Raw genomic sequence first — 22,242 nt, 5'->3', positions numbered from 1 at the left:
TCATGCTCTCCGAAATCAGGAATGCCATCCGCCCCGCCATCGTTCTGCTGCTGTTGCTCGCAGCGATTCTCGGGCTTGCCTACCCGCTGGCGATGACCGGCATTGCGCAGGTCGCCATGCCGTTTCGAGCCAATGGCAGCATGATCCGCGAAAATGACCGCATCGTGGGCTCCGCGCTTATCGGCCAGAACTTTGCTCAGTCTCGCTATTTCCACCCGCGCCCTTCTGCGGCGGGAGAGAATGGCTATGATGCCGGCGCGTCCGCCGCATCCAACCTTGCACCGGGATCGCAGGCCTTGCGCGACGACATCGATGCATCGATGCGCGCCCAGGGTTTGACCGGGCCGTCCGTCCCGGCTGATCTGGTCACCAGCAGCGCGTCGGGGCTCGACCCCCATATCAGCCCCGAGGCGGCCTTCGCCCAGGCGGCCCGCGTCGCTGCCGCGCGCAACCTCCCCGTAGACCAGGTCCGGCAACGCGTCACCGATGCCACGGAAATGCCGCTGCTTGGTTTCCTCGGCGAGCCCCGGGTCAACGTGCTCCTTATCAATCGACATCTGGACGAAATTCCGGCTAATTCCACGCGATGAATCCCGACCCCGCTCGTCCTTCCCCCGAAGCGCTGCTCAAGGCCGCGAAGCGGGAAGCGCGCGGGCGGCTGAAGATCATCCTCGGGGCCGCTCCGGGCGTCGGCAAGACATTCGAGATGCTGCGCGAAGGCGCCGATTTCCTGCGCCAGGGCAAGGATGTCGTGATCGGCGTCGTCGAAACGCACGGCCGCGCCGATACCGATGCACTGACGACGCCGTTCGAGCAGCTCCCGCGCAAGACGATCGCGCATGGGGCGCATACGCTGACCGAGTTCGATATCGACGCGATGCTCGCGCGGGCCCCGCAGGTCGCGCTGATCGATGAACTGGCGCACACCAATGCGCCGGGAAGCCGCCATCCCAAACGCTGGCAGGATATCGAAGAGCTGCGCGACGCGGGGATCGACGTCCTGACGACGCTCAATATCCAGCATGTCGAAAGTCTCAACGATGTCGTGGCGGGGTTCACCAAGGTTCGCGTTCGCGAAACCGTCCCCGATGCCTTGTTCGAAGACGCCGAGATCGAAGTGGTCGATCTGCCACCCGACGAATTGATCGAGCGGCTGAAAGACGGCAAGGTCTATATTCCCGCCGAAGCATCCCGCGCGCTGAATCACTTCTTTTCCAAGGCCAATCTGTCGGCTTTGCGCGAACTTGCGCTGCGCCGCGCCGCGCAAACCGTTGATCGGCAGATGCTCGATCATGTCCGGCTGGCGGGCGAGCCGGGTAACTGGGCGGCGGGCGAACGCATTGTCGTGGCGGTCGGCGATCAGCCGGGCGGTGAGTTTCTGGTACGCGCGGCCAAGCGACTGGCCGATTCGATGCATGCACCGTGGACCGCACTGACTGTCGAGACTCCGCGTAGCGCGCGCTTGTCCGGAGAGGCGCGCGCGCGGATCGCGTCTGTGTTGAAACTCGCCGCAAGTCTTGGTGCGACGCTGACGACCGTTTCGGCCGCCACGGTGATCCAGGGCCTGCGCGGCTATATTGCAGAGGCGCGGGCGACGGCGGTTGTCACCGGCAAATCGCGGCGAAGCTGGTGGTTCGAATTGCGTCACGGCTCGATTGTCGATCAGCTTGTGCGCGATAACGAGGGCATCGCGGTGCATGTCATGCCGATGCCCGAAGGTCGCGGAGAGGTTGAACAAACGCGTGGCACCGGCCGCGCATTTGGCAAGCGGGGTGTGCTGCTGGGCCTTGCAATGGTCGCTCTGACCACGGCAATCGGGCTGCTGCTTCTGCCGGTGGTCAGCTTGAATGCTGTCGATCTTTTCTACCTGATCCCGGTGATCGCGACCGCAACCATGTTCGGACTGCGTGAATCTTTGATCGTCAGCCTTGCGGCGGCATTGGCCTATAACTTCTTCTTTTTACCGCCGGTGCATACCTTCACCATCGATAATCCCCAGAATGTCGTAACCTTCGTCATCCTCGCCGGTCTCGGCGTCGTGTCCAGCCAACTGGCGGGACGGCTGCGCAGCGAAGCCAATGTCGGTGCCCGGACTGCGACCGAAAATGCGGCGCTCGCGGCGTTCGGTCAGCGGCTGGCCGCGGTGTCGGACGAAGTCGGAACGGCGGCTGTGACCTGCACCGAGATTGCCGGGCTGCTGGACGTGAATGCGGTGCTGCTCGTTCGGAAACAGGGGCGTCCCGTCGTCATCGGCGCACAGCCCGAGTCCGTCGTTCTCGGACCGATCGATCTGACGGCGGCCGACTGGGCATTCGAGCGCAATGAGCCGGCCGGAAGGGACACCGCGACGCTTACGGCAAGCGACTGGCAATTTCACCCGTTGGCGACGTCGCTCGGGGTGCTGGCCGTTCTTGGCATCGCGGCACCCGGCCGGAGCGAGCCTCTGCCCGCCGACAAGCGCATCCTGTTCGCGACGTTGCTGGGGCAGGCTGCGCTGGCACGCGAACGGCTGAAACTGGAGGGTGAAGCGCGGGAAGTCGCGGTGCTCAAGCAGCGCGACGATCTGCGCGCGACGCTGATATCGTCGCTTGGGCATGATCTGAAGACCCCGCTCACGTCGGTGCTGGCGGCAGCGGATGTCGTGGTTCGCGAGCAACCCGGCTCGGAAGCGGCGGCAACACTCAGAGCCGAAGCACAGCGACTTGCGCGGCTGTTCGACGATCTGGTCGAAATGACCCGGATCGAAGCCGGCGCTGTTGCCGTGCGTCTGGAACCGGTCGATCTGACGGATGCCGTGACAGCCGCGGTGCATGATCTCAAACCGGCGCTGGCGGCGCACAGGATCAAGCTTGATGTGCCGCCCGCGCTGCCGCTCGTCATCGCCGATCCGCGCATGTTGCATCACATGCTGATCAACCTGCTCGATAATGCCGCGAAGTTTTCACCCGTCGGCAGCGAGATCATACTGGCCGCCCAACGCGCGCCGGGTTCGCTCTCGCTGTCGGTGCTCGATGAGGGTGCCGGGCTGCCGATTGGTCGTCCTGATGATCTTTTCGAGCGATTTGCGCGAGGCGCAGGCAGCGATAGCACGGGGGGGGCGGGGCTGGGGCTCGCCATCGTGAAGGGGTTCGCCGACGCGCTTGGCCTGACGGTCAGGGCGCTGAACCGGGACGACAGGCCAGGATCCCGGTTCGATATCGATTGGCCTGAAAGCCTGATCCGACGGGTCACGGATGTTGAGCCTGCATGACCCCCCCGATCCTCATCGTTGACGACGAACTCGCCATCCGCCGCCTCGTGCGCGGCGCGCTCGAACGCAGCGGTTATACCTGCAGCGAGGCCGCCAACGCGGGGGAAGCACTGACTGCGGCGCGGCATCCGGGCTGCCAGCTCGTTCTGCTCGATCTGGGCCTCCCCGATCGCGACGGAATGGAACTGATAACGCTCATCAAAGCGATGGACCGAGCCGTTCTTATCCTCACCGCGCGCGATGCGACGGCCGAAAAGGTGGCGGCGCTCGATCTGGGCGCCGACGATTACATTACCAAGCCGTTCGATACCGATGAACTCCTTGCCCGCGTTCGGGTGGCAATGCGCCACCGTGCGGGAACGTCTGTCGATGGAAAGCTGACCGTCGGCCGGATCGAAATCGACATTGCTGCACATCGCGTGACCAGGCAGGGCAAGGTCATTCATTTGACTCCGAAGGAATTTGCGCTCCTGCTGGAACTCGCGCGACACGCGGGCAAGGTGCTGACCCATCGACACCTCCTGAGTGCCATCTGGGGCGAGGCGCATCTCGGCGATGTTGAATATCTCCGCGTCACGATGCGCGGTTTGCGGCAGAAGGCTGAAGACAATGCGGCGATGCCGACACTGCTGCTCAACGAACCGGGAATCGGCTACCGCATGTCGATTGATTGAGTGGAATGGTGCATCCGAGAGGATTCGAACCTGTGACCTCTGCCTTCGGAGCCCAAAAAGACGATATACGCCACAGTTTCTATTCGTACGCTAGACCACGCTAACCAACTGTAGGCATTGATCTTTTCTGGCGATCAACTCCGAAGCCAGTATCCTGTGATGACCCCGAATTTCCGCCTGGGTGCTTCCGCGGTGCTTCCGCGGAAGCGGTCCAACGGAAGCGGCGCAGCCGCCGGAGTATGTCACATGGCGAAGCTAAGCAAACGTAGTGTCGATCAGGCCGAAGCCGGCGACAAAGACTATTTCATCTGGGACGACGAGCTGCCCGGCTTCGGGCTGCGCGTCTTCAAATCGGGCAAGCGCAGCTACCTGGTGCAGTATCGCGCCAAGGGTCGCACACGACGCTTCACCATCGGCATGCACGGAGTCTGGACGCCGGACACTGCGCGCGTGCAGGCGCGCATCTTGCTCGGCCGCATCGCGCAAGGCGACAATCCAGCCGAAGAGCGCGAGCTCGACCATAAGGCCGTCACCATCAAGGAGCTGTGCGAGCGCTATCTCGATGACGCGAAGAACGGATTGATCCTCGGCAAGAAGCGCCGCCCGAAAAAGGCGTCCACCATCTACACCGATGAGGGACGCATCCGGCGTCACATTATTCCGCTGCTCGGCACGCGGCGCGTGAAAGACATCACCGCTGCAGACGTGACGCGCTTCATGCGCGACGTCGCATCCGGGAAGACCAAAGCCGATCAGAAGACCAAGAAGCGCGGCCGCTCGATCGTGCGTGGCGGCATCGGCACGGGCACGCGCACTGTCGGCCTGCTCGGCGCCATCCTGACTTACGCCCGCGAGAGTGGGATCATCGACGCTAATCCGGCTCACGGCATCCGTAAGGCTGCCGACCAGAAGCGCACGCGGCGTCTCTCGGAGGACGAGTATCGCTTGCTAGGAAAGCTCCTCAATAAGGCGTCTCAAGACGATCAGCTCGCAACCGCTGCGGAGATGGGGAAGGCCATCGCGCTCACGGGGTGCCGGCGTGGCGAGATCATCAATCTCATCTGGCCCGAAGTGGACAGCGACAATAGCTGCCTGCGGCTCACCGACAGCAAGGAAGGTGCTTCGGTTCGACCGATCGGACTCCCGGTGGTCGACCTTCTCAATGCGCGCCGGCCGGAGCATGCAACCGGCCCGGTCTTTGGCGGCACCATCGAAGGCAAGCCGCTGGTCGGGTTTCCGAAGCACTGGCACAAGATGCTGGAGAACACACCGCTTGCCGGGATTACCCCGCACGTCCTGCGCCACAGCTATGCCAGCATGGCGAACGATCTCGGCTTCACCGAATCGACAGTCGCGGCGTTGCTTGGGCACGCGCAAGGCACCGTCACCAGCCGCTACATCCACACGGTTGATACAGCTTTGATCATGGCCGCAGATGCGGTCGCTGGTTATATCCAGGGCCTGCTCGATGGCGTGCAATTCAAGCGCAGCTCCTACGCACTCGATGTAAGCATCCGCCGAGGACCGCGGGAGTTCAGCTTTCCGGTCTGGGCTGATCGGCGATCAGTTCCTTGAGGGTTTCAATGCCGAAGTGGGTGAAGGCCATGGTCTCACGCTCGTCGATGTCATGGACCCAGAGGACGCCGTCCTCGGGCTCCATTTGATCGGTGAGTTCCCAGAGCCGGTCTTCGCTCTCACTGAGCATCCGGGCTACGAGCGCCAGGGTGAAGACGTGGGAGATGGCAGCCATATCGTCAGGCGGCTTTGCGGCGATCGGTTGCTTCGTCGCGCCAGTTCCACGGCAACAGCTCCGGCAGCCTGGACTGCGGGATGGCGGCGATGCGGGCGAGGACGTCGGCGAGCCAGGCCTGCGGATCAACGTCGTTGAGCTTGGCCGTCTCGATCAGTGTCGCCATGGCGGCAGCGCGGTCGGCACCGCGATCGGAGCCCGCAAAGAGCCAGGCCTTGCGGCCGAGTGCAAAGCCTCGGAGCGCCCGCTCGGCGGCGTTGTTGGTGAGGCAGATCCGGCCATCATCGAGGAGGGCGGCAAATCGGTCCCAGCGCTTCAGCACGTAGTCGATCGGCTTGGCCACCGTCGCCGAGCGGGAGAGCGTTTGACGCTGGGCCTGGAGCCAGATCGCCAGGTCGTCGACGAGCGGCTTCGAGGCCTCCTGGCGGGCTCGAACCCGCTCCTCCGGCGATCGGCCGATGATCTCCCGCTCGAGGGCAAAGAGGGCGTCGATCCGCTTCACCGCCCCGAGTGCGATCGGGGAGACCGCGGCGGCGGAGCCACGGCGCGCCTTGGCCGTAATGTCGGCGAGCTCATAGAAGCCGCGTCGTGCATGGCTCCAGCACAGGGCTGACGTGACCGGCCCTTTCGGTCGTCGCGGATCATAGAGCCCGTTGTAGCCTCCATAGGCATCGGCCTGCAGGATGCCTCGCCATCCCCAGAGGTGGCCATCGGGATGCTCCTGTCGGCGATCCTTTGAGGCGAAGTACAAGGCCGCCGGCGGATCGCTTCCACCAAAGGGCCTGTCGTCGCGCACATAGGTCCAGATCCGGCCCGTGTCGGTCTTGCCCTTGGCGAGGATCGGCACCGTCGTGTCGTCGCCGTGGAGCCGTTCCGCCGCCAGCACATGCGCCGCGATCAGAGCGTGCAGCGGCTGCAAGGCCGATGTCGCCGCTCCCACCTGGTCGGCGAGCGTCGAGACGGAGAGGTCGATCCCCTCGCGGGCATAGCGCTCGCTCTGCCGGTTCAGCGGCTGATGCTGTCCAAACTTCTCGAACAGGATCGTTGCCAGGAGGTTCGGCCCCACAAAGCCGCGCGGCGTCGGATGGAACGGCGCGGGTTCCTGCGTGATCGTCTCGCAGGCCCGGCAGGCGAACTTCTCCCGCACCGTCTGGATCACCTTCCACTGGCGCGGCACGAGCTCCAGCGTCTCGGTGACGTCCTCGCCGAGCTTCGACAGCCGCGCCGAGCCACAGCACGGGCAGGAGGTCGGCGCCGGCAGCACCACCCGCTCGCGCGGCAGATGATCGGGGAAGGGTTTGCGCACCGGCCGCCGCCGCGGCGTCGCCGTGCTGGAACTCAGGATCGCTGCAACCTCGTCCTCGGTCGCGGCCGCCTCGCACTCCTCGAGCTGCAACTGCAGCTGATCGAGCTTCTGCGTGCCGCGCTCGGAGCTCTGGCCATAGAGCTCCCGCTTCAGCTTCTCGATCATCAGCTGGAGGTAGGTGATCATCGCGTCGCGCGACGACGTGCCAGCCCTCGCCTCAGCCGCATCGGCCTCGGCTGCGATCCTTGCGTCACGCTCTGCCAGACGGGCTTCCTGTTCTGCCAACCGCGCCGCGCGCTCCGCCAGGAACATCGCCGCGAGTGCCGCCGGATCAGTCGGCAATTCCAGCGGTTCAGAGGGGTCGGAGGGCGTGGTCACGTGAGGATGGAATCACAGAACCCCGCCTCTCCAAAGCAAATTCCGAGGGGCAGACCCCATCATCCGATCGAGGTTGGACGCCACGTCTCCTGCGGGTTCCGCCAGTCGATTCCGGACAGCAAATATCCCATCTGCGCCGATGTGATCGTCACGATCCCGTCCGCGGGCGACGGCCACAGGAACCGTCCACGCTCCAGCCGCCGCACATAGAGGTTCGCCGCCTGGCCGTCGTGCCAGATCACCTTGATCAGGTCGCCGCGCCGGCCACGGAAGCAGAAGATGTGGCCGCCGAGAGGATCGCGCTTGAGCACCTCCTGCACCTGCAACGCCAACGAGGCAAAGCCCTTCCGCATGTCCGTGTGGCCGGTCGCAAGCCACACCTTCACGCCCATCGGCACCGGGATCATCGCGGCGCCTCGAGGCCTCGCGCCAGGCGAAGGATCACCTCCACGTTGATCGCCCCCTCAACGATCAGCCGACGACCATCAACCAGCACAATCTCGACCCGGGCTCCCCGCCGCTCTCGCGGAAGCGGTGTCGCCATCCCTGCCTCAGGAACAACGATCGCCGGCACGAACCCGCTCGGCACCTCGCTCGCCATCAAGCGGCGCCAGGTCAACAGCAGCGTGCGGGATATGCCATGGCGACGCGCTGTCTCGGATATGAGCCGCGGCCCGCTCATGCTCTCCAGCACGATCCGGCGCTTCTCCTCGTCCGTCCATCGCCGGCGACGCCCGGTCTCGACGATCTCAAGTCGCCCGAAGGCACTGTGCGTATGGCTGTCCATACCGACAGTGCTCAACGATTTGCCTCAGCTCCCGCAAGGCGGCCTTCGGCGGACGCGTACCACTCGATCGCGAGTCGCGCCAAGCAGCGATGAACCGCCTGTTCGCGCAAGCGATGCAGCCAGGAGAAGCTTTGGAGCAGTTGGCGGCGTAAGTTTCAGACAGCGCCCTCAGCCGCAGCGAAAGCTCTCGCGCTCTCAAGCGTCAGCGCGAGGCCATCGCAACTTGCCCCGTCCTACCCTCAGGGTATCCACGACCGCCGTCGCCCCGGGCAACCTTCCCGAGAACAGGCTGGGCTTCGGATCTACCGCCGGCTTTTTGAAGGGGACCACCCGTCGATAGTCCGGTGTCGCCAGCCATGTGCGCCCATCGCCCTCGTCCGTGATGACCCGATAAAGCCCAGCCGGCGGCGCCGAGTGCGCAGGAAGGTCGAGCAACCTCTTGTAGCGTTCGATCGACCACTTCTGGATTCCGCCGCTGAGGGCCTCGGTCCTGAAACGCGCCCAGAGCGCGGCGGTATCAGGCGTTGGCCAGTCGCCGGCGTCGGTAAACGCCGTGATTTCATCGGATTCCAGCCATGCACGCATCTCGGCCGGCGTTACGAAGACGGGGTTGGTGGTCTGGATCGCCGCGATAGCCGCCCGCCTGGACGGAAGGCCCGCCCGTATCAACATCGACATCATGAACTGCGGAACCCCTGTTTCCAGAGATGCGGCTGCGCCACCCGGAATGATGTCCGGCGACCAGCCCAAAGTTAGACGCCGGGTTCTGATAGCTTCCAATGCCCAAACCAGCCGATACGTGAAGGCCTCTTCCACCATGCGCATGTTGTGGGGTCCGATCTGCGAGACCTCCGCGCCCGACACCCATTGCTTCAGGATCGCTTTCCAATTGCCAGGTAGCGCATTCTTCTTGTCGGGAATGAACGGCCGCATCACCAGCAGTCGCTCCCCGAGGCCCGCCAAGGCATCGGCCAGTTCGTCGACGTCTCCTGGCAGGGACGCGGCGTCGGCTCGATCGATGAGGGCGCCCAGCTCTTCCGCCATCGCGTCGATCGTCAGCCCGGCTTCCAAGCCGACGCCCATCGCGAAATGCCCGCGGCGGGCCTGAGGCGTCGTCACCGACCAGATGAGATTGGCACGCGCCTGGAACACCTTGCGGTGTTGCGCCTCCATGCCTTCACCCTCGCGCGCTATTTGACGCGCCCAGAGCGATCCGTTGAGCGCTTCGTCGAGAAGCTTGGGCAAGTCGGCGCGGTCGGCATCGAGCGCCTCCACCAAGCCGAAGACCGTTGCATCAAGGCGCTCGACGAGTTCCGAGAGCGGCTCCTCGTCGATGCTTTCCTCTTCATCTCCTCCCGCCTCGTCATCCTCGTCCTCGTCATCCCGATCAGTTCCGTCTGGAGGCGCCGCAAGCTGAGCGGCGATCGCCGCTTCTTCTGCCGGCGACTTCCAGGCCTCGCGGGCGTTGGCGAGATATTCCCACGCGTCGGCGCGTCCCAGCACGCCCTCTCGAGCCAGGCGATCAAGAATCTCCGCGACGATCTGAATCAGGCCGCTCTTTAGCGTCCGGGCCTTGGAAGAGGCCACTAATCCCCGCCATTCTCCGCTCCGCCAATCGACTCGATCGAACATGACGTGGACGATGAGCCCTTCCACGTCGACGAAAGCGCGGCCGGCGCGGCCGGCGACATTGGCGAACTCCTCGCCGGTGATCGGTTTGCCCGCTCGGTACAGCGCCGGGACGAGCAAGACTGCGGCGTTGAGATTGAGCCCCTGCGACAGCGTCGGCGATGCGACGATGACCTTGAGGACGCCCTCCGATAGCAGGACTTCCAACTCGCGGAGGAACGGGCTCGGCAGGCGGCCGTGGTGAATGGCAACGCCCGCCTTAAGGCTTGCCACCGCGGGATGATCTTCGCCGAGCCATTCTTTGCCGACCTCGATTGCGCGAGCGATCGATGCTTCGTCATCCAGAAGCGAGTCCAGATAGCCGCGTTTGCAGAGGTCGACGATTTGCTTTCCGTACCCCTCAACCCAGTTCGCTTGCGTCGAGAAGATGAGTGTCCGCTTGCCCTGCGCCGCAAACTCCCAGGCCGCGAACAGGGCCAGATGTGACGTCTTTCGGGGATAGGGCTTCTTCTCACGGCCGCGGGGCGGCTTTTGAACCACGAAATGATCCAGGAACGGGCCGTTGTTGGTCAGATCCAGGGTCAGGCGCGCATCACGCGCACGCCACGCCAGCATTCCGAAACGCTGGCGTGTTGGCCGCCAGTCAGACCGCACGGCGTCGCCTGGCTCGTCCGCCCGTATCCACGCAGTCAGATCGTCGAGCTCATCTCCACTCGGAAGAATCGCCGAGAGGCAGACAATACGGCGGTCGGCCGAGTCTGCGCGGCGCAACAAGCGCTGCACCAGCGTCTCGTAGCGGATCTCACGCTCGCTCGGCCCGATCATGTGGCCTTCATCGAGCACGATCAGCCCGACGTCGTCGATCAGGCTCGGATCGCTTCTCAGCGCGAAGTCGAGTTTCTCCGGCGTCGCTATGATGATCTCCCGCGATCGGAGCGCGTCCTCGTCACCAGCCGAGAGGCCGCTGGCGCCGTAGAGCGACGACACGCTGAATCCGAGCGGCGCGAAGGTCTTACGAAACGATCGTTCTGTCTGAGCCGATAGTGCTCGCAGCGGCGTCACGATGAGAACTCGCCGCGCCGAAGACAGCGTCATGAGCGCGGCGATCTCAGCGACGCGCGTTTTCCCGGCGCTGGTGGGTAGGGCGACGACCAGGTCATCCTTGACATCCGTCGAGCGGCGCGCCGCCTCACGCTGCGAGGGCCAAAGCTCAACCTCGGAATTCTTCCGAGCGTAGAGAGACCCAATAAACAATCGTCGCAGATCGGGATACTTCTCGGCGGCGCCCTCAGGTGGCTCTGTCGGCAGGTTCTGGTGCAACGAATGTTGCCATAGGTCGTCGATCAGATGCCGGCACAGATTGGTGATCCACCACAGCGGTACGTTCTCCGCATTGTCGGCCAGGCTGACAGCCGTTGTGAGAAGCGAGCGCGCCGCGTCGAGCGGTTCCTCTTCGCCGGTCTCCAACGCGAAATCGAAGAAGGCCAACGCCCGACAGATCGTGGTGTTGAGAACGATCGCCAGGATCTCGTCGACATCGGCATCCTCACCGGACAGCCCCGCAGCAATCCGGTCGTCACCATGCGCCGCGTCGTTCAGCCAGCCGCGCACGAAGGCTCGAAGCCCATCAAGGTCGCGCAGCACCAACCGCATCACCGCCATTTCACCCGGCGTCAAATTCAGGTCGCCCACTGCCTCGTTGAAGAGCGAATAGGCGACGGCCGAGAACCCGGCCAGATGGTAGGCCGTGGCGGCGATCGTCCTGCGGAAACCGCGATCGGCGGCTTCGGGATCGGCATTGCGCACCAAAGCTTCAAACGCGTTGCCGGCGCGCTCGAACGCCTTGTTCGTCAACTCGGAGGAGCCGGCCTGGGTGCGAAGGGCCATTGCCGCACGGAGCAGCGCAAACCCATGTTCTGCAAGGTCGGTATCGATGGTCGCGCCGAGCGGCGGGGCATTTTCAGGCAGAACACCATCACTTCGCATTAGCGACCATGCCGCCCCTCGGTATAGCAGCCGCCCTTGCACGCCGTCCTGCGTCGCGCGCGTCAAAAATGCTTGCAGTTCGTCAGTCGTCTCCAAGGTCTTCCGCCTTCTGATACATCTCCTTGATGAAGTCCTGGTGGTCTTCGATGTGGACGTTCACGACATACTGGTCCCGGTTCGTCCCGGCGCCTTCGAGATCGCCCTTCAGCGAAGCGTGAGGTCCATTGCCCGATATCGTAAAGAGCATGTGGTCGATGCGATCAGCACGCAGGGTCTTGAGACCGACTTCATCGCGAAGGTCGCGGCCCAGTTGCACATCGCCGTCGTCGTTGCTTTCGAGCAAGCGGTTCGCGACAAATGCCAGCGAGTCCGGCGTGCATCTGCCGTTGTCACGATTGAGCACCTTGCGGGCGCTCGTGACGGTGGCTTTCCCGAGGACTTTGTTGCTCTTGGCTTCGCCTTTCAGCAGCCAAAGCTTGGAGTCGTCGCCTCCATAGCCTGCCCCGATAAAGTCGTCGCCTCGCATCGCCATGTTCCGCCCATCCTTGTAGCGCAGACGACGAACGGGAACGCGCAGACCGATTTCCTCCTCGACCAACTCGGTCGCCAATATCTCGCCGAGATCACCCGAGCGGCCTTTATCTGTCTGGGGGAGCTGCGTGCGCAGAATTTCCGCGGCAACCTTGTAACCGAGCCGCTGGACGTCATCGGCTATACGCTCAAGCCGATCGTAATGGGAGCGCATGGTCTCGGCGAGGTCGTCACGGATCTCATCGCGGCCACCGTCCTTTTCGACATACGTCCAATAGCGCTTCCGCTTGTCCTTTTCCTTGGTGGCGTCGCACCACTTTTTATAAAGCACCACTTGGCGATTCCCTCCCGGCCGACGCCCCTCGCGCCCGCTCGCGATGACGGGCGAGCCTCCGGCGATGCTCGTCCGTCAGGGAAATCGGGGAACTCCAGCGGAGCTCAGCCCGCGCTTGCTCGCTGAGACAGGGCGAGAGCTCGGGCGTTCCTTCGTCATCGAAAGTCACGACCGCGCGGTCGAACGCCGCGTCCCACAGCGCGGAAAGAAGTAGGCCGTTATGCACGTCGAGCCGCTCGGCATCGCTTTCGCATTCCGCCCATGGGATAATGTGCGAGGCGCGTAGTAAGGCCACGTCGGAGATACCTGTGAGGGGACAGCGCCCCTGCCAATAGTCCATCAGGCGGGTGCGAAAAATGTCCTGACCAATCCTCTGGATGACCAACCGCTCGACTTCGGTCGCCCGGGGCAACCCCGCGACCCGCGCCTCGAACTCCCGTAGCGGCGCATCCGGCAAGCTGATCGCAAGTTCATAGACGCGGTGCAGCACCGAATAGAGCGCGCCGAGGCTATCGAAGACATGACGAACGCGTCCGGGGCCTGGCACGTCGGCCGGAAGCAGGTCCAGTTCCGCGATGACACCTGTATGGTCCAGCGCTAAGAACCACGGCCCTTGCACCCCTGCGGCGGCGAGATGAATTGTACCCTGCGCGGTAGTTGAGCCAAAGGCTGCCCAGCCTGCCTCTTCCCCCAGAACCCGGCGAAATCCGTTCTGCGAGGCAGCCTTCTCACATTCCTCACGGACTATGAAGGACTGGGGAGCCTCAACCATCGCATCCCCCCTGTCTCCGCATGGTCAGAGATCCATTCCGAACAGCCGCATTGCCGCTGGTGTCGAGCTCATTCGAAGCCTGACATGCCTGTCGGTCTGTAGCTCGATGGGTGGAGCTGTCGTCGTAGTGACGATGTATTGGAAGCAAGGCGTTTCCGCACTCTCCTCCCATTGATGCAGTAGGCCGAAAAGGCGTTCGTAGAGTTGCCCATCCAAGTCGGCCTCGCGCGGGCTGTCGTGGACGAGGAAAGCGGGCAGGTCCGCCTTCTCTTCGACGGCCATGTGCAAGGCGGCGAGGTCGAAGGCAACAATCTTGAGGGAGTCCAAAGCCGCCGTGGAAACCTCGCCTCGTCCCGCGAATTGGGCGTCGACCTTCAACCCGTTGCCATCGAGCTTGACGGTCCCCTCGACTCCATCCGGGAGCCAAGCGGCCATGATCCCCTGGTACCTCTCCTCCAGAGTCCGAATCGCGGCGCGAGCTCGTGAACGCCCTGCCTCGAGTTGCGCGCGAACCGCGTCCAGCGCGGCAGTAGCTGGAGGCGCGGGCTTTCCGGCTGTTTCCGCGTCGCGAAGCGATCGCACATCGTCGAGTATGCGCCTTGCCCGATAAATTTGATCCTGGACGTCTTTCGCTGCGGCTTGAGCTGCGCGACTTACCGCATCAGCGCTCCTCGCCTCCGCCTCGAGTGCTTGCTGACGAGGACCGAGCTGATTGATCAGCGCTTCGAACCGCTTTGCCTCCTGCGCGGCGCTATCCGATTCTCCGACTAACTGCGTTACTTTGGCGAGCTTGTCGGCAATCGCCACCTTGATCGCAGCCAGATCGCACCGTTCAAGCGAAATGCCGCAACCCTTGGCCAGAGTCTCTTCCACGCTGACCCTGCAGATTGGGCAGACTCTTACCCCTCCTTGCGTGATGTCGATCTCGCCCAGGTTCGCTTCTGAACGATAGCGCTCTGCTTCTCCCCGCTTGACGTCTGCCTCCTTCACAGACCCTTGTTGGCTTGCTTCTAACGCTCGGCGTTCTTCGTTGAGCGCGTTCAATCGAGCGAATATCGAGCCAACATCGGGCGGTTTTGGCAAATCGGCACGCATCGCCTCGGCCAGCGCCGCCTCCGCCAACGAAATCAGTCCTTTCTGATCTATGGTGTCATCGAAGCCCACCTCCTCGCCGGCACTCAATGCTGCCCTTACGACCTTCAGCCCATCAAGATATCGCTGTTGTTGATAAGCTTGGCGGCGCCGGTCATCTTCTGCAGCGGTCACGAGTCCCCGCTCGCGGAGGGCGGCCGTCTGTTCTTCCGCGTCAAGCGCGCGCAAGGCGAGGCGCACCATCGTCAGCTTGGCTGTTTCGCCCAGCACCTGCGCACGGGAACGAGACTGCGTCTGCGGTGACCGCCACGCTAAAATGTCGGCGAGGCGGCACTCCTGATCGCGCGTCAACCAGGCCCGAAGGACATCCCAGACCTGCTCGCGGCTGACTTCCGGGGGCGTTGCTCCCGCAATCAACGGGAAAAAGGCTTCGATCACCAAGGGGTCGATGAATGCTTGATCGCCGTCGCGACGCCCCCGCGCGATGGCATCTTCAATAGACGCGACTTGAACGACGAACTCACCGCCCGGCAGCCCCAGAGGGCGAACAGCGACCCAGCACACGCCATCGATCAGAAGCTCGGCCGCAATCAAGCCGTTCGGAAGCTGCGCAAAGATGCGCGATCGCTGAGCGTCCGTCGCGTAGCCGAGCTCCCCGAGGCAAGCTCGAAGCAGGCGACAGAAGGCTGTCTTACCGCTGCCATGAGCCAAAGCCCGGCTTCCGCTACTCGACATATCCGGTGTCCAGACGATGTTGAGGCCGGGTTTCAACGGCACGTCGCGGACGATAGTGCTCGGATCGCTGAAGATGGCCAGGCGACGGACCCAAAGGCGAGGACCGGCCCGACCTGCCGGTGCGACCGGCAGGCGCATTACCGGAGCGAACAGGTCAGCCGGCATGTCCGAACCTCGCCCAAATGACGTTGTCCTCCTGCGCAACGGCTGCGGTCATGGCGCCGATATCGATGCCCCGGATGGCGCGGATCGCGAACGCCGTGCGCTGCGCGTCGGCGGACTGCGTCTGCAGTCCGGTTGGATTGAAATGCTGACCCCGTGTCCACGACCCGTCGGCACGCTCCTCCAATTGACCAGAGGTAAGCAGCGTCTCGAACAGCGATCGCCACGCAGCATTGATGGACGGCCGTAGTCGGATCGCGCCTTGTGTCGGTTGCGCCTCCGGGCCGACGAGCCTGATCCACTGACTCCGGTCGCTAGTCGCTAACAGGGGCGTGAGCAGCGCCGGTTCCGCAAGACTGGCGATTGCGAAGCGCGCGCGTGTGCCGTCGCTCGCCGGATCCATCTGCGAAAGTACGTACTGAGCTGCATAACGGAGACGGTCTCGAGGTTGAATGCTTGCCGGCCATGCCCATACACCGTCCGACAGGTTTGCGAGAGGCGGCAACGCGACGGGCGCAGGTAGCGTATCGGACGGCTGATCCGCGTCCATTTGCTTCCACGCCTCCAGCACCAGGCGTTCTGTGCGGTATTCGTCGAACTGACGGATTTCCCTTTCCTTCAGCACTCTAAAAGTTTCGGACGGGTAACCCGGGCCCTTGGCCTTGGCCGGGTTCACAACGTATTGCAGATCTTCTTCGGTCAGGCCGTATTTTCTGGCAAAGAAGACATCGAGCTCGGCTCGCAACCGGCCCCGGCGATCCTCGTTCCAGACGAACGGGGCGCCTGAATGTCCCAAATCCTCCGCCCAAAGCTTCAGAGCGTGGCTGGTATAGGTCAGTTCGAGCACGCGAGTGCGGACGAATTCTAGGTCGTTCTCCGAAAAGACGGACGGTGGCAGAACGGGAAGCTGTTGAGCGATAAAGAAATTGAGATGGGTGCCGCCGATCTTGTGACGCGCAGTAAAGTCGAAGGTCATGCTTGTAAGCATTCCAACGAAAGCTGCTGCCTGCTTTGCGTTGACGTAATGCCCCGGATACCAAATGGGCAAATTGTTCCCGATACCAACTTTCGGGAAAACCGTGCCTATCACCGTGCGTTCGACACTCCGGAGCGCAATATCCCGCCAACCCATCAGCCAACGAGGCTGCTTGGCGGCAATCAGTTGCTCGGCAATGGCGAGCGCATCATTCGGCCCTTCGGCGAGAAGGGTGAGATCAGAGCCTGTGAGCGGCGTCTCACGTTGCATCTCGACACCGCCAGCTAGCGTCTTGGGATCGAGCAGGAAGCGTTCGGACGACGCCTTCAACGAGCCACGCCAATCCTGCCCACGACCGAGAACGCGAAACAGATCTTGCTCCCGCGCAGGGCGGCCCTCGACGAATGGGATGGCGCCGGCAATCCAAGTTGCCAGCGCCTTGAGGGCTGCCGAGCGGCTGCCCTCCTCAAGATCAGTGTCCGCTGTGCGCCGCCGCCTCCCGCCTTCGCGCGACTGTCTGACAGCACTTTTTAGCGCCGCCGGTACGCGAGCGGCGCGCAAGGTTACCTCTTCTTCGGGCACCCAATAACGCGGCGCCGGCTCAAAATCCGAGTTTTGCTTTTCAGCGACCGTGCAGTCGCGGGCACTCTCTTCGTCGTCGCTGGTGCCAGCGCCATAGGTTGCCCAGCGGTGATCGAAGTGGTGAATCATCTTGGATTCGTAGAGCGGCACGCGGCGTTCGACGCCCGCAACCGTCTTTCGGGTCCAATCTACTCCCTCGCAGCGCCAGCCCTCAGCCTCCATCTGCGTGGGTGTGCGGAAGAAACCGGAGTCCATGGACATATCGAACATGCGCTGGAAAGTAATGCCCCACGGATTGATGTTTCCGCCCTCTTCTTGGGCTCGTTCCTCAATCATTACGGGCGCGCGGGAATAAATCTTCGCCGTTAGCTCCGCATCGGCGCGGGAGCGGAAGACTGGTGCTGTTCGCGTGTTCGGGCTTATGCGTGCGATTTCGTCTTCCGTGAGCTCGAACACGCGCTCATGGTGGTCAATTTCCGCCATATCTTTTATATCGAAGCAGAACGTTGCGGCTTTCGCCTCGCCGCCTACGCAAATTATGCAGAATGACTTTCTGTCATCCGTCCCCTTGAACCAGCCCCTAATTTCATAAAAGCTAAACAGAGATTGCAGCTTTCGACCTTTAACAAGATGGCCGAAGAATTCGGATGTAGAAGAGTCAGTTGCTATCCCTGTTGGCACAACCACTCCGGCTCGACCAGTGGGTTTCGCGAGGTTCGAAAACAACTCTGCAAAAAGAGCGTAGGTGTTGACGTCGCCCCGGCCTGTAAGCGGATAGCGTCCCGAAGAGCGTGCGAATTCGCTCGCCGCTTCCGCAGTACGTTTGGCAATGACGAAATCCCGCCACAGGCGACCATCCGCGCTATCAAAATCTGCTTTCTCCAGGGCATCGATCAGCTTCTGACGTTCCGCCTTGTTTGGGGCGCTGGCGATCGCTGGCGAGCTAGCGGCGAAGAACTCCTGCTCCTGAAGCTTGATCCGCTCCCATGGCGGGTTGCCGATGACCACATCGAATCCACCATCGCGTTCCATGATCTCGGGGAATTCGATGAACCAATGGAAGGCGCTTACTTTCTCAGAGGTCAGCCTTGCGCCTTGCCGTAGATGCTCGGCAGGCGCGTCGCCACCTGCCGCTTGCCACACATGTTCGGTGAGCGGCATGGCGTCCGTGCCAGCGGCGCTGGCCTTCGGCATGAAGAACGCCGCCATGTAGAAGTTGGCCGAGATATAGAGGTCGCTAGCTGTCTTCAGACTCTGCCAATCGCCCGATGCGCGCATTTCTGCAAAGCCTATTGCCTTTGCCTCGACGCTCGCCAGATCGTCCTGCGCCATCTCCTTCAGCTTGTGATCCCGCTCAGTCAAAATTTCTGGCGGCGACCAGTTCCGGAATAGTTGCGGATGACCTTTCGCCCGATCCCGCTGTTCCTTGTTTAGGCGAGCGTAGCGGCGGGAGAGTTCCCGATCGTCGCCGGTGAGCGGCTTGTAGGCTTCATCAGGCAACCCAGTTCGCAGCATCGATCTACCAAAGACGCCGATCAAACTATCGCCGCAGCGGATCTGCGCGTCGAAGAAGGCGAGCGGCCGGCCCGGCTCCAGAGCTTCGATCCAGAGCGCCACTTTGGTCAGTTCGACCGCCATGGGGTTACGGTCAACGCCATAAAGGCAGCGGCAGGCGACCTCCCGCAACGCATGGCGGAAGTCGGCGGCCGAAGGAACTCCACCGGCGCGATGGCGGGCGACACGAGCGGCAATGCGCCGCGCCGCCGCAAGCAGGAAATGACCCGAACCGCAGGCCGGATCGATGACGGTCAACCTCAGAAGCTGCTCGGCCGGATCGGCCGCTTGGGCTTCGCGTTCATCGAGCACTGGGTTGAGTGTGCTATCGAGGAGAAGTTGCACCAGGCTGTCTGGCGTGTAGTAAGAGCCTGTCGTTTTGCGCTGATTGCCCCGCTGCTCTGCAACTTCAGAGGCGAAAAGGAGAGTCTTGCCGTCGTCGCCCAGTTGCGGTTGGAGTTCGAGCAGAGATTCATAGACAGAGCCCAACTCCTCGGTCTCCATCGCGCGCCAATTCACCGACACCATGCTGGTTCTGTCAGCTAGCCACGAGAGGCGATAGAGCGCTTCCATGAAGGCCCGATTGCGCAAGCGGGCGGTTTCCAGATGCGGCAGCATGTCGGAGCCGAAGAGCCCGCCAAGGGCCGGTAGGCCGAGCACCTCCTGACCGTGGGCAAGAGCTTTGAAGACGACCTTGATGCCTTCGTAGCGATCGTGGTGTTTGTCCCAAGTGGCCGCGCGGACACACTGCGCACGCAGCGCGGTGAGACTATAGCCTTCAACATAAAGCTTGCGCGACTCCGGCTTCGCCGTCTCGGGGTGGAGGAGATTCCGATCCTCAGCCACCATCAGGAAGATCAGGCGGTAGACGAGGCGTAGAAGCTCATTGAACCATTTCGTCAGATTGACCTCGCCGGACTTCAGGCGGGTGGCGAGATCAGGGTTGGCTTCCAGAAAACCGGAGCCGAGCACTTTGAGCGCTGTTTCGACCTGGGCCGCCAGCCGGTCGCGGGCAGCCTCGCCTTCGCGTGAGCCGGCCTCACGCCACCGTTCGAGTGCACAGTCGGTAACGGGTGTGCCGGTCACGCCGAACCGGGTCCGGTGAATCAGCGACCAGAGAACGGCGAAAGAGGCGGCGTCTTCGTTCGTGAAGATTTGGGCAAGGTCCGCTTCGACGTACGCTGGCCGGGTCAACGAGGCATTGTCGCGCATGAGACGGACCACGGCCCCGTTGGTCACCAGACCCCATAGCGCGTGCTCGCTGTCGTTAAGATAATCTTGGAGCACGAACGCCGGGGAGCGCGAACGATCGGTGGAGAGCGTCGGGCTCCGCCTATCGAGCTTTTCGTCGGAAGGCGGCACGACGACGATGGGAACACGGCCGCCGGCAAGGAAAGAGACCGCCCCGTCGACTGGGACCAGATCGTCGAAACCAAAAGTTTCCTCGAGGAAGTCACGCACGAAACGACAGGTCGCTTCAACGGAGGGTTTTTCAAACTTTGCGAACGCGTCGAAATGGGACTGGCCAACGCGGAAGGCGGTCGAGATTTCCTCGCGGATCGTCAGTCCCTTGCGGATCCGGTACTCTTCCTCCGTCTGCTCGGAGGCTTGTCTGCGGTCGATGCTTGCGACCATCGCCGGCGCGATGAGGTTGCCCTCAAGTGTGAGCGAGGGCCAAGCCGATATATCGGTGACGGGCTTACGCGCCATGGCTCAGGCCTCACCCGGCATCAGCACGAACAAGCCGATCATGTCCGGCGGCAGCACGACCTCCACTGTGACGCGCGATGCCGATCCTGACGCGGCGCGGAGCCGCGCATGGTCCCCCATGAGCTCTTGCGCGCGCGATCGGCCGAACTCGGCGATCGGTCCTTCGAGCAGACTGGGAAGATCCTCCTTCGCCTTCGCGATGAACCTGTCGCGTGCGACGGAAGCCAGATCGGCCATCGCCGGTGCGTTCAGCATTTCCCGGGCGGCCTCGCCAACTGCTACGATCCGGCCGCCTTGGATCGCGACGAGGGCTGCCTCCTCGGCTAGCAGCAGCCGTTCCTTGCGGGCATGGACGGTCAGCTTGAAGCGGACACGGAGCAAGGCAACGCGAGTCATCTGCTGCACGGCGGCGGTCGGCCACGCGCCGACCCGGCCTGTGCCGAGACCTGACAGGGTGTCGGGATCAAGCGAAGCCTCGACCAATGCTTCGGCAAGCGTCGCCGTCAGGGGATGAGTCCTGGTCAGTAGCGCGGTGCCCGAGGGCGCTGGCTCAGCCGTCGCCAGACGCACCGATCCGGTCAAATTGTGACCAGCCAAACGCTCGCGCAAGCCGACCTCGAGCGCATCGACATGAGCCAAGAGCACCGTTTTCCGGGCTTCAAGGGGCACGCCGAAGCGCGACATGGCGCGCTCGACGAAAAGCCTCGCATCCGCCGGAGAGCCGAGCAGCGTCCGAACCTTCTCCCATTCGGGGGCGACTTCTTGCGGCTTCATTGCGTTCTGAGCGAAACGCGTTCGGGATTTCTTCTCGTTCTCGGCGGCGTCGCGCCACCGGGCCTCCATGACTCTGGCGCCGTCGTCGAGGCGCAGATCGAGCGTAAGCTGGCGGGGCACGCCTCGGCGCAACATCACCGACGCCATCAGTGCGTCCGTTACCGGCCCTCGTTCATCGGGAAGCGGAACGGTCACGCCCGTCGCCTCGCGGATTTCCTCGGCTTTGCGAAGGATGACATCGAGCACGGCGCCGTCGATCGCACTGTCCGGCGAAAACATCATGATCGATCGGACAAGCTCTGCCGGTTGACCGAAGCGATTGACCCGTCCCTCGCGCTGCTGATGTCGGGTCGGATTCCATGACAGGTCGTAATGGACGACCGTGTCGAAGATCTGCTGTAGATTGATTCCTTCGGAGAGGCAGTCGGTGGCGACGAGGATGCGCTGAATCTGCTTTTCCTCATCCGCCGGAGCCATATCGGCCACGCGGTCTCGGCGTTCGTCGGGCGTAAGAACACCCGTTACGGCTTCGACGATCAGCTTTGGGAAGGCCTTGCGCAGGCCATCGCGGACATGTTCAGCAGTCGCCAGATAGCGACAGAAGACAACGGGATTGGCGCCCTTCTTGATGAGGGGGGTCAAAACATCGACCAAAGCGATCAGCTTCGGATCGGGTTTGCTGACCAGTTCCTCGGCGCGCTTGACCAGAGCGAGAAGCTCCGGATCGACGTCGAAGGCTGTACCCGGTTCGATATCGACCGCGTCCTCGTCGTCGCTGTCCTCATCATAGATTTGCGGCTCGAGGCGGTCGCTCTCGCTCGACATCCGGTTCCGCAGCGCGCTCTTAGCCGCAGCCGGCGAAGAGCCGATACAACGCATCAGGGCCAGCGTGCCCCAGAAGGCCAAGCGTCGCTCCCGCTGTCCGGATCCTACTCGGGAAACGATGCCGAGACAGTAGTCGAGCGCAGTTTCCTGGAATTCGAGGTGGGCCGGAGAAAGACGATAGGGGAATTCGGTTGTCTCATGATTCGGGAAGGCGCGATCTTCGTCCCAATCTCCTGAGACGAGATCGATCCGACGCCGCTGCACGAAGTGCCGCGCCAGACGCTCCCGGTAGCGAGCGTCCTCGAAGTTCATTGAAGTGAACGATGGCTCGACCAGCGAAAGAAGGCGCGCGAAGGCTTCTTCATCCCCGGAATGCGGCGTCGCGGTTAGAAGGATCATCCGGCGATCCGGATTCCGGGCCAGCCCTGACAGAAG

Annotated in this window: 14 protein-coding genes; 4 read left to right on the top strand and 10 right to left on the bottom strand. The window is 63.0% G+C overall.

Going from position 1 to position 22,242, the window contains the following annotated elements:
* Window positions 1–2: 2 nt before the first annotated feature.
* The 4 genes from kdpC (at window position 3) to GGQ98_RS01905 (ending at window position 5,499) form a co-directional block, all read left to right on the top strand.
* Window positions 3–590 (top strand): potassium-transporting ATPase subunit KdpC, encoded by a 588-nt coding sequence (gene kdpC, locus GGQ98_RS01920; protein WP_184064257.1) that lies wholly within the window; start codon window positions 3–5, stop codon window positions 588–590.
* Window positions 587–3,250, top strand: a complete 2,664-nt coding sequence (locus GGQ98_RS01915) for a sensor histidine kinase (protein ID WP_184064254.1) — start codon at window positions 587–589, stop codon at window positions 3,248–3,250. Before kdpC ends, GGQ98_RS01915 begins: the two co-directional genes overlap by 4 nt.
* Window positions 3,247–3,924: a response regulator transcription factor gene (locus GGQ98_RS01910; RefSeq protein WP_184064251.1), complete on the top strand. Its 678-nt coding sequence runs from the start codon at window positions 3,247–3,249 to the stop codon at window positions 3,922–3,924. Before GGQ98_RS01915 ends, GGQ98_RS01910 begins: the two co-directional genes overlap by 4 nt.
* Before the next feature lie 246 nt (window positions 3,925–4,170).
* Complete coding sequence (locus tag GGQ98_RS01905; RefSeq protein ID WP_184064249.1) at window positions 4,171–5,499, top strand: tyrosine-type recombinase/integrase; 1,329 nt, start codon at window positions 4,171–4,173, stop codon at window positions 5,497–5,499.
* Here the strand turns inward: GGQ98_RS01905 and GGQ98_RS01900 are convergent.
* From GGQ98_RS01900 to GGQ98_RS01855, 10 genes are all read right to left on the bottom strand, one after another.
* Window positions 5,459–5,674 carry a hypothetical protein gene (locus tag GGQ98_RS01900; RefSeq protein ID WP_184064247.1) on the bottom strand — a complete coding sequence of 72 codons (216 nt, stop codon included), beginning with the start codon at window positions 5,672–5,674 and terminating at the stop codon, window positions 5,459–5,461. The two genes, GGQ98_RS01905 and GGQ98_RS01900, sit on opposite strands and share 41 nt — an antisense overlap.
* Window positions 5,675–5,678: 4 nt before the next feature.
* Complete coding sequence (gene tnpC / locus GGQ98_RS01895; RefSeq protein WP_184064385.1) at window positions 5,679–7,292, bottom strand: IS66 family transposase; 1,614 nt, start codon at window positions 7,290–7,292, stop codon at window positions 5,679–5,681.
* Between the two features lie 125 nt (window positions 7,293–7,417).
* Window positions 7,418–7,765 (bottom strand): IS66 family insertion sequence element accessory protein TnpB, encoded by a 348-nt coding sequence (gene tnpB / locus GGQ98_RS01890; RefSeq protein ID WP_184064244.1) that lies wholly within the window; start codon window positions 7,763–7,765, stop codon window positions 7,418–7,420.
* On the bottom strand, window positions 7,762–8,145 hold the full coding sequence (gene tnpA, locus GGQ98_RS01885; protein ID WP_184064241.1) for an IS66-like element accessory protein TnpA: 384 nt from the start codon (window positions 8,143–8,145) through the stop codon (window positions 7,762–7,764). Before tnpA ends, tnpB begins: the two co-directional genes overlap by 4 nt.
* 195 nt (window positions 8,146–8,340) lie before the next feature.
* Window positions 8,341–11,856, bottom strand: coding sequence for a DEAD/DEAH box helicase (locus tag GGQ98_RS01880; protein ID WP_184064238.1), 3,516 nt, complete (start codon window positions 11,854–11,856; stop codon window positions 8,341–8,343).
* Window positions 11,843–12,625: a Hachiman antiphage defense system protein HamA gene (locus GGQ98_RS01875; RefSeq protein WP_184064235.1), complete on the bottom strand. Its 783-nt coding sequence runs from the start codon at window positions 12,623–12,625 to the stop codon at window positions 11,843–11,845. The genes GGQ98_RS01880 and GGQ98_RS01875 overlap by 14 nt, the downstream gene beginning before the upstream one ends.
* A complete protein-coding gene (locus GGQ98_RS01870) occupies window positions 12,612–13,397 on the bottom strand; it encodes an HNH endonuclease (protein ID WP_184064232.1) in 786 nt (261 codons plus the stop codon). The genes GGQ98_RS01875 and GGQ98_RS01870 overlap by 14 nt, the downstream gene beginning before the upstream one ends.
* Before the next feature lie 24 nt (window positions 13,398–13,421).
* On the bottom strand, window positions 13,422–15,389 hold the full coding sequence (locus GGQ98_RS01865; protein ID WP_184064229.1) for a hypothetical protein: 1,968 nt from the start codon (window positions 15,387–15,389) through the stop codon (window positions 13,422–13,424).
* Window positions 15,379–20,208, bottom strand: a complete 4,830-nt coding sequence (locus tag GGQ98_RS01860) for an Eco57I restriction-modification methylase domain-containing protein (RefSeq protein WP_184064226.1) — start codon at window positions 20,206–20,208, stop codon at window positions 15,379–15,381. Before GGQ98_RS01860 ends, GGQ98_RS01865 begins: the two co-directional genes overlap by 11 nt.
* A gap of 3 nt (window positions 20,209–20,211) precedes the next feature.
* Window positions 20,212–22,206, bottom strand: a complete 1,995-nt coding sequence (locus GGQ98_RS01855; protein WP_207791194.1) for a helicase-related protein — start codon at window positions 22,204–22,206, stop codon at window positions 20,212–20,214.
* Between the last annotated feature and the right edge of the window lie 36 nt (window positions 22,207–22,242).

It is taken from the genome of Sphingosinicella soli, from assembly GCF_014199685.1.
Lineage (GTDB): Bacteria > Pseudomonadota > Alphaproteobacteria > Sphingomonadales > Sphingomonadaceae > Sphingosinicella > Sphingosinicella soli.
The sequence above is the reverse complement of the archived record's forward strand: the minus strand, read 5'-3'. Positions and strand labels throughout refer to the sequence as shown.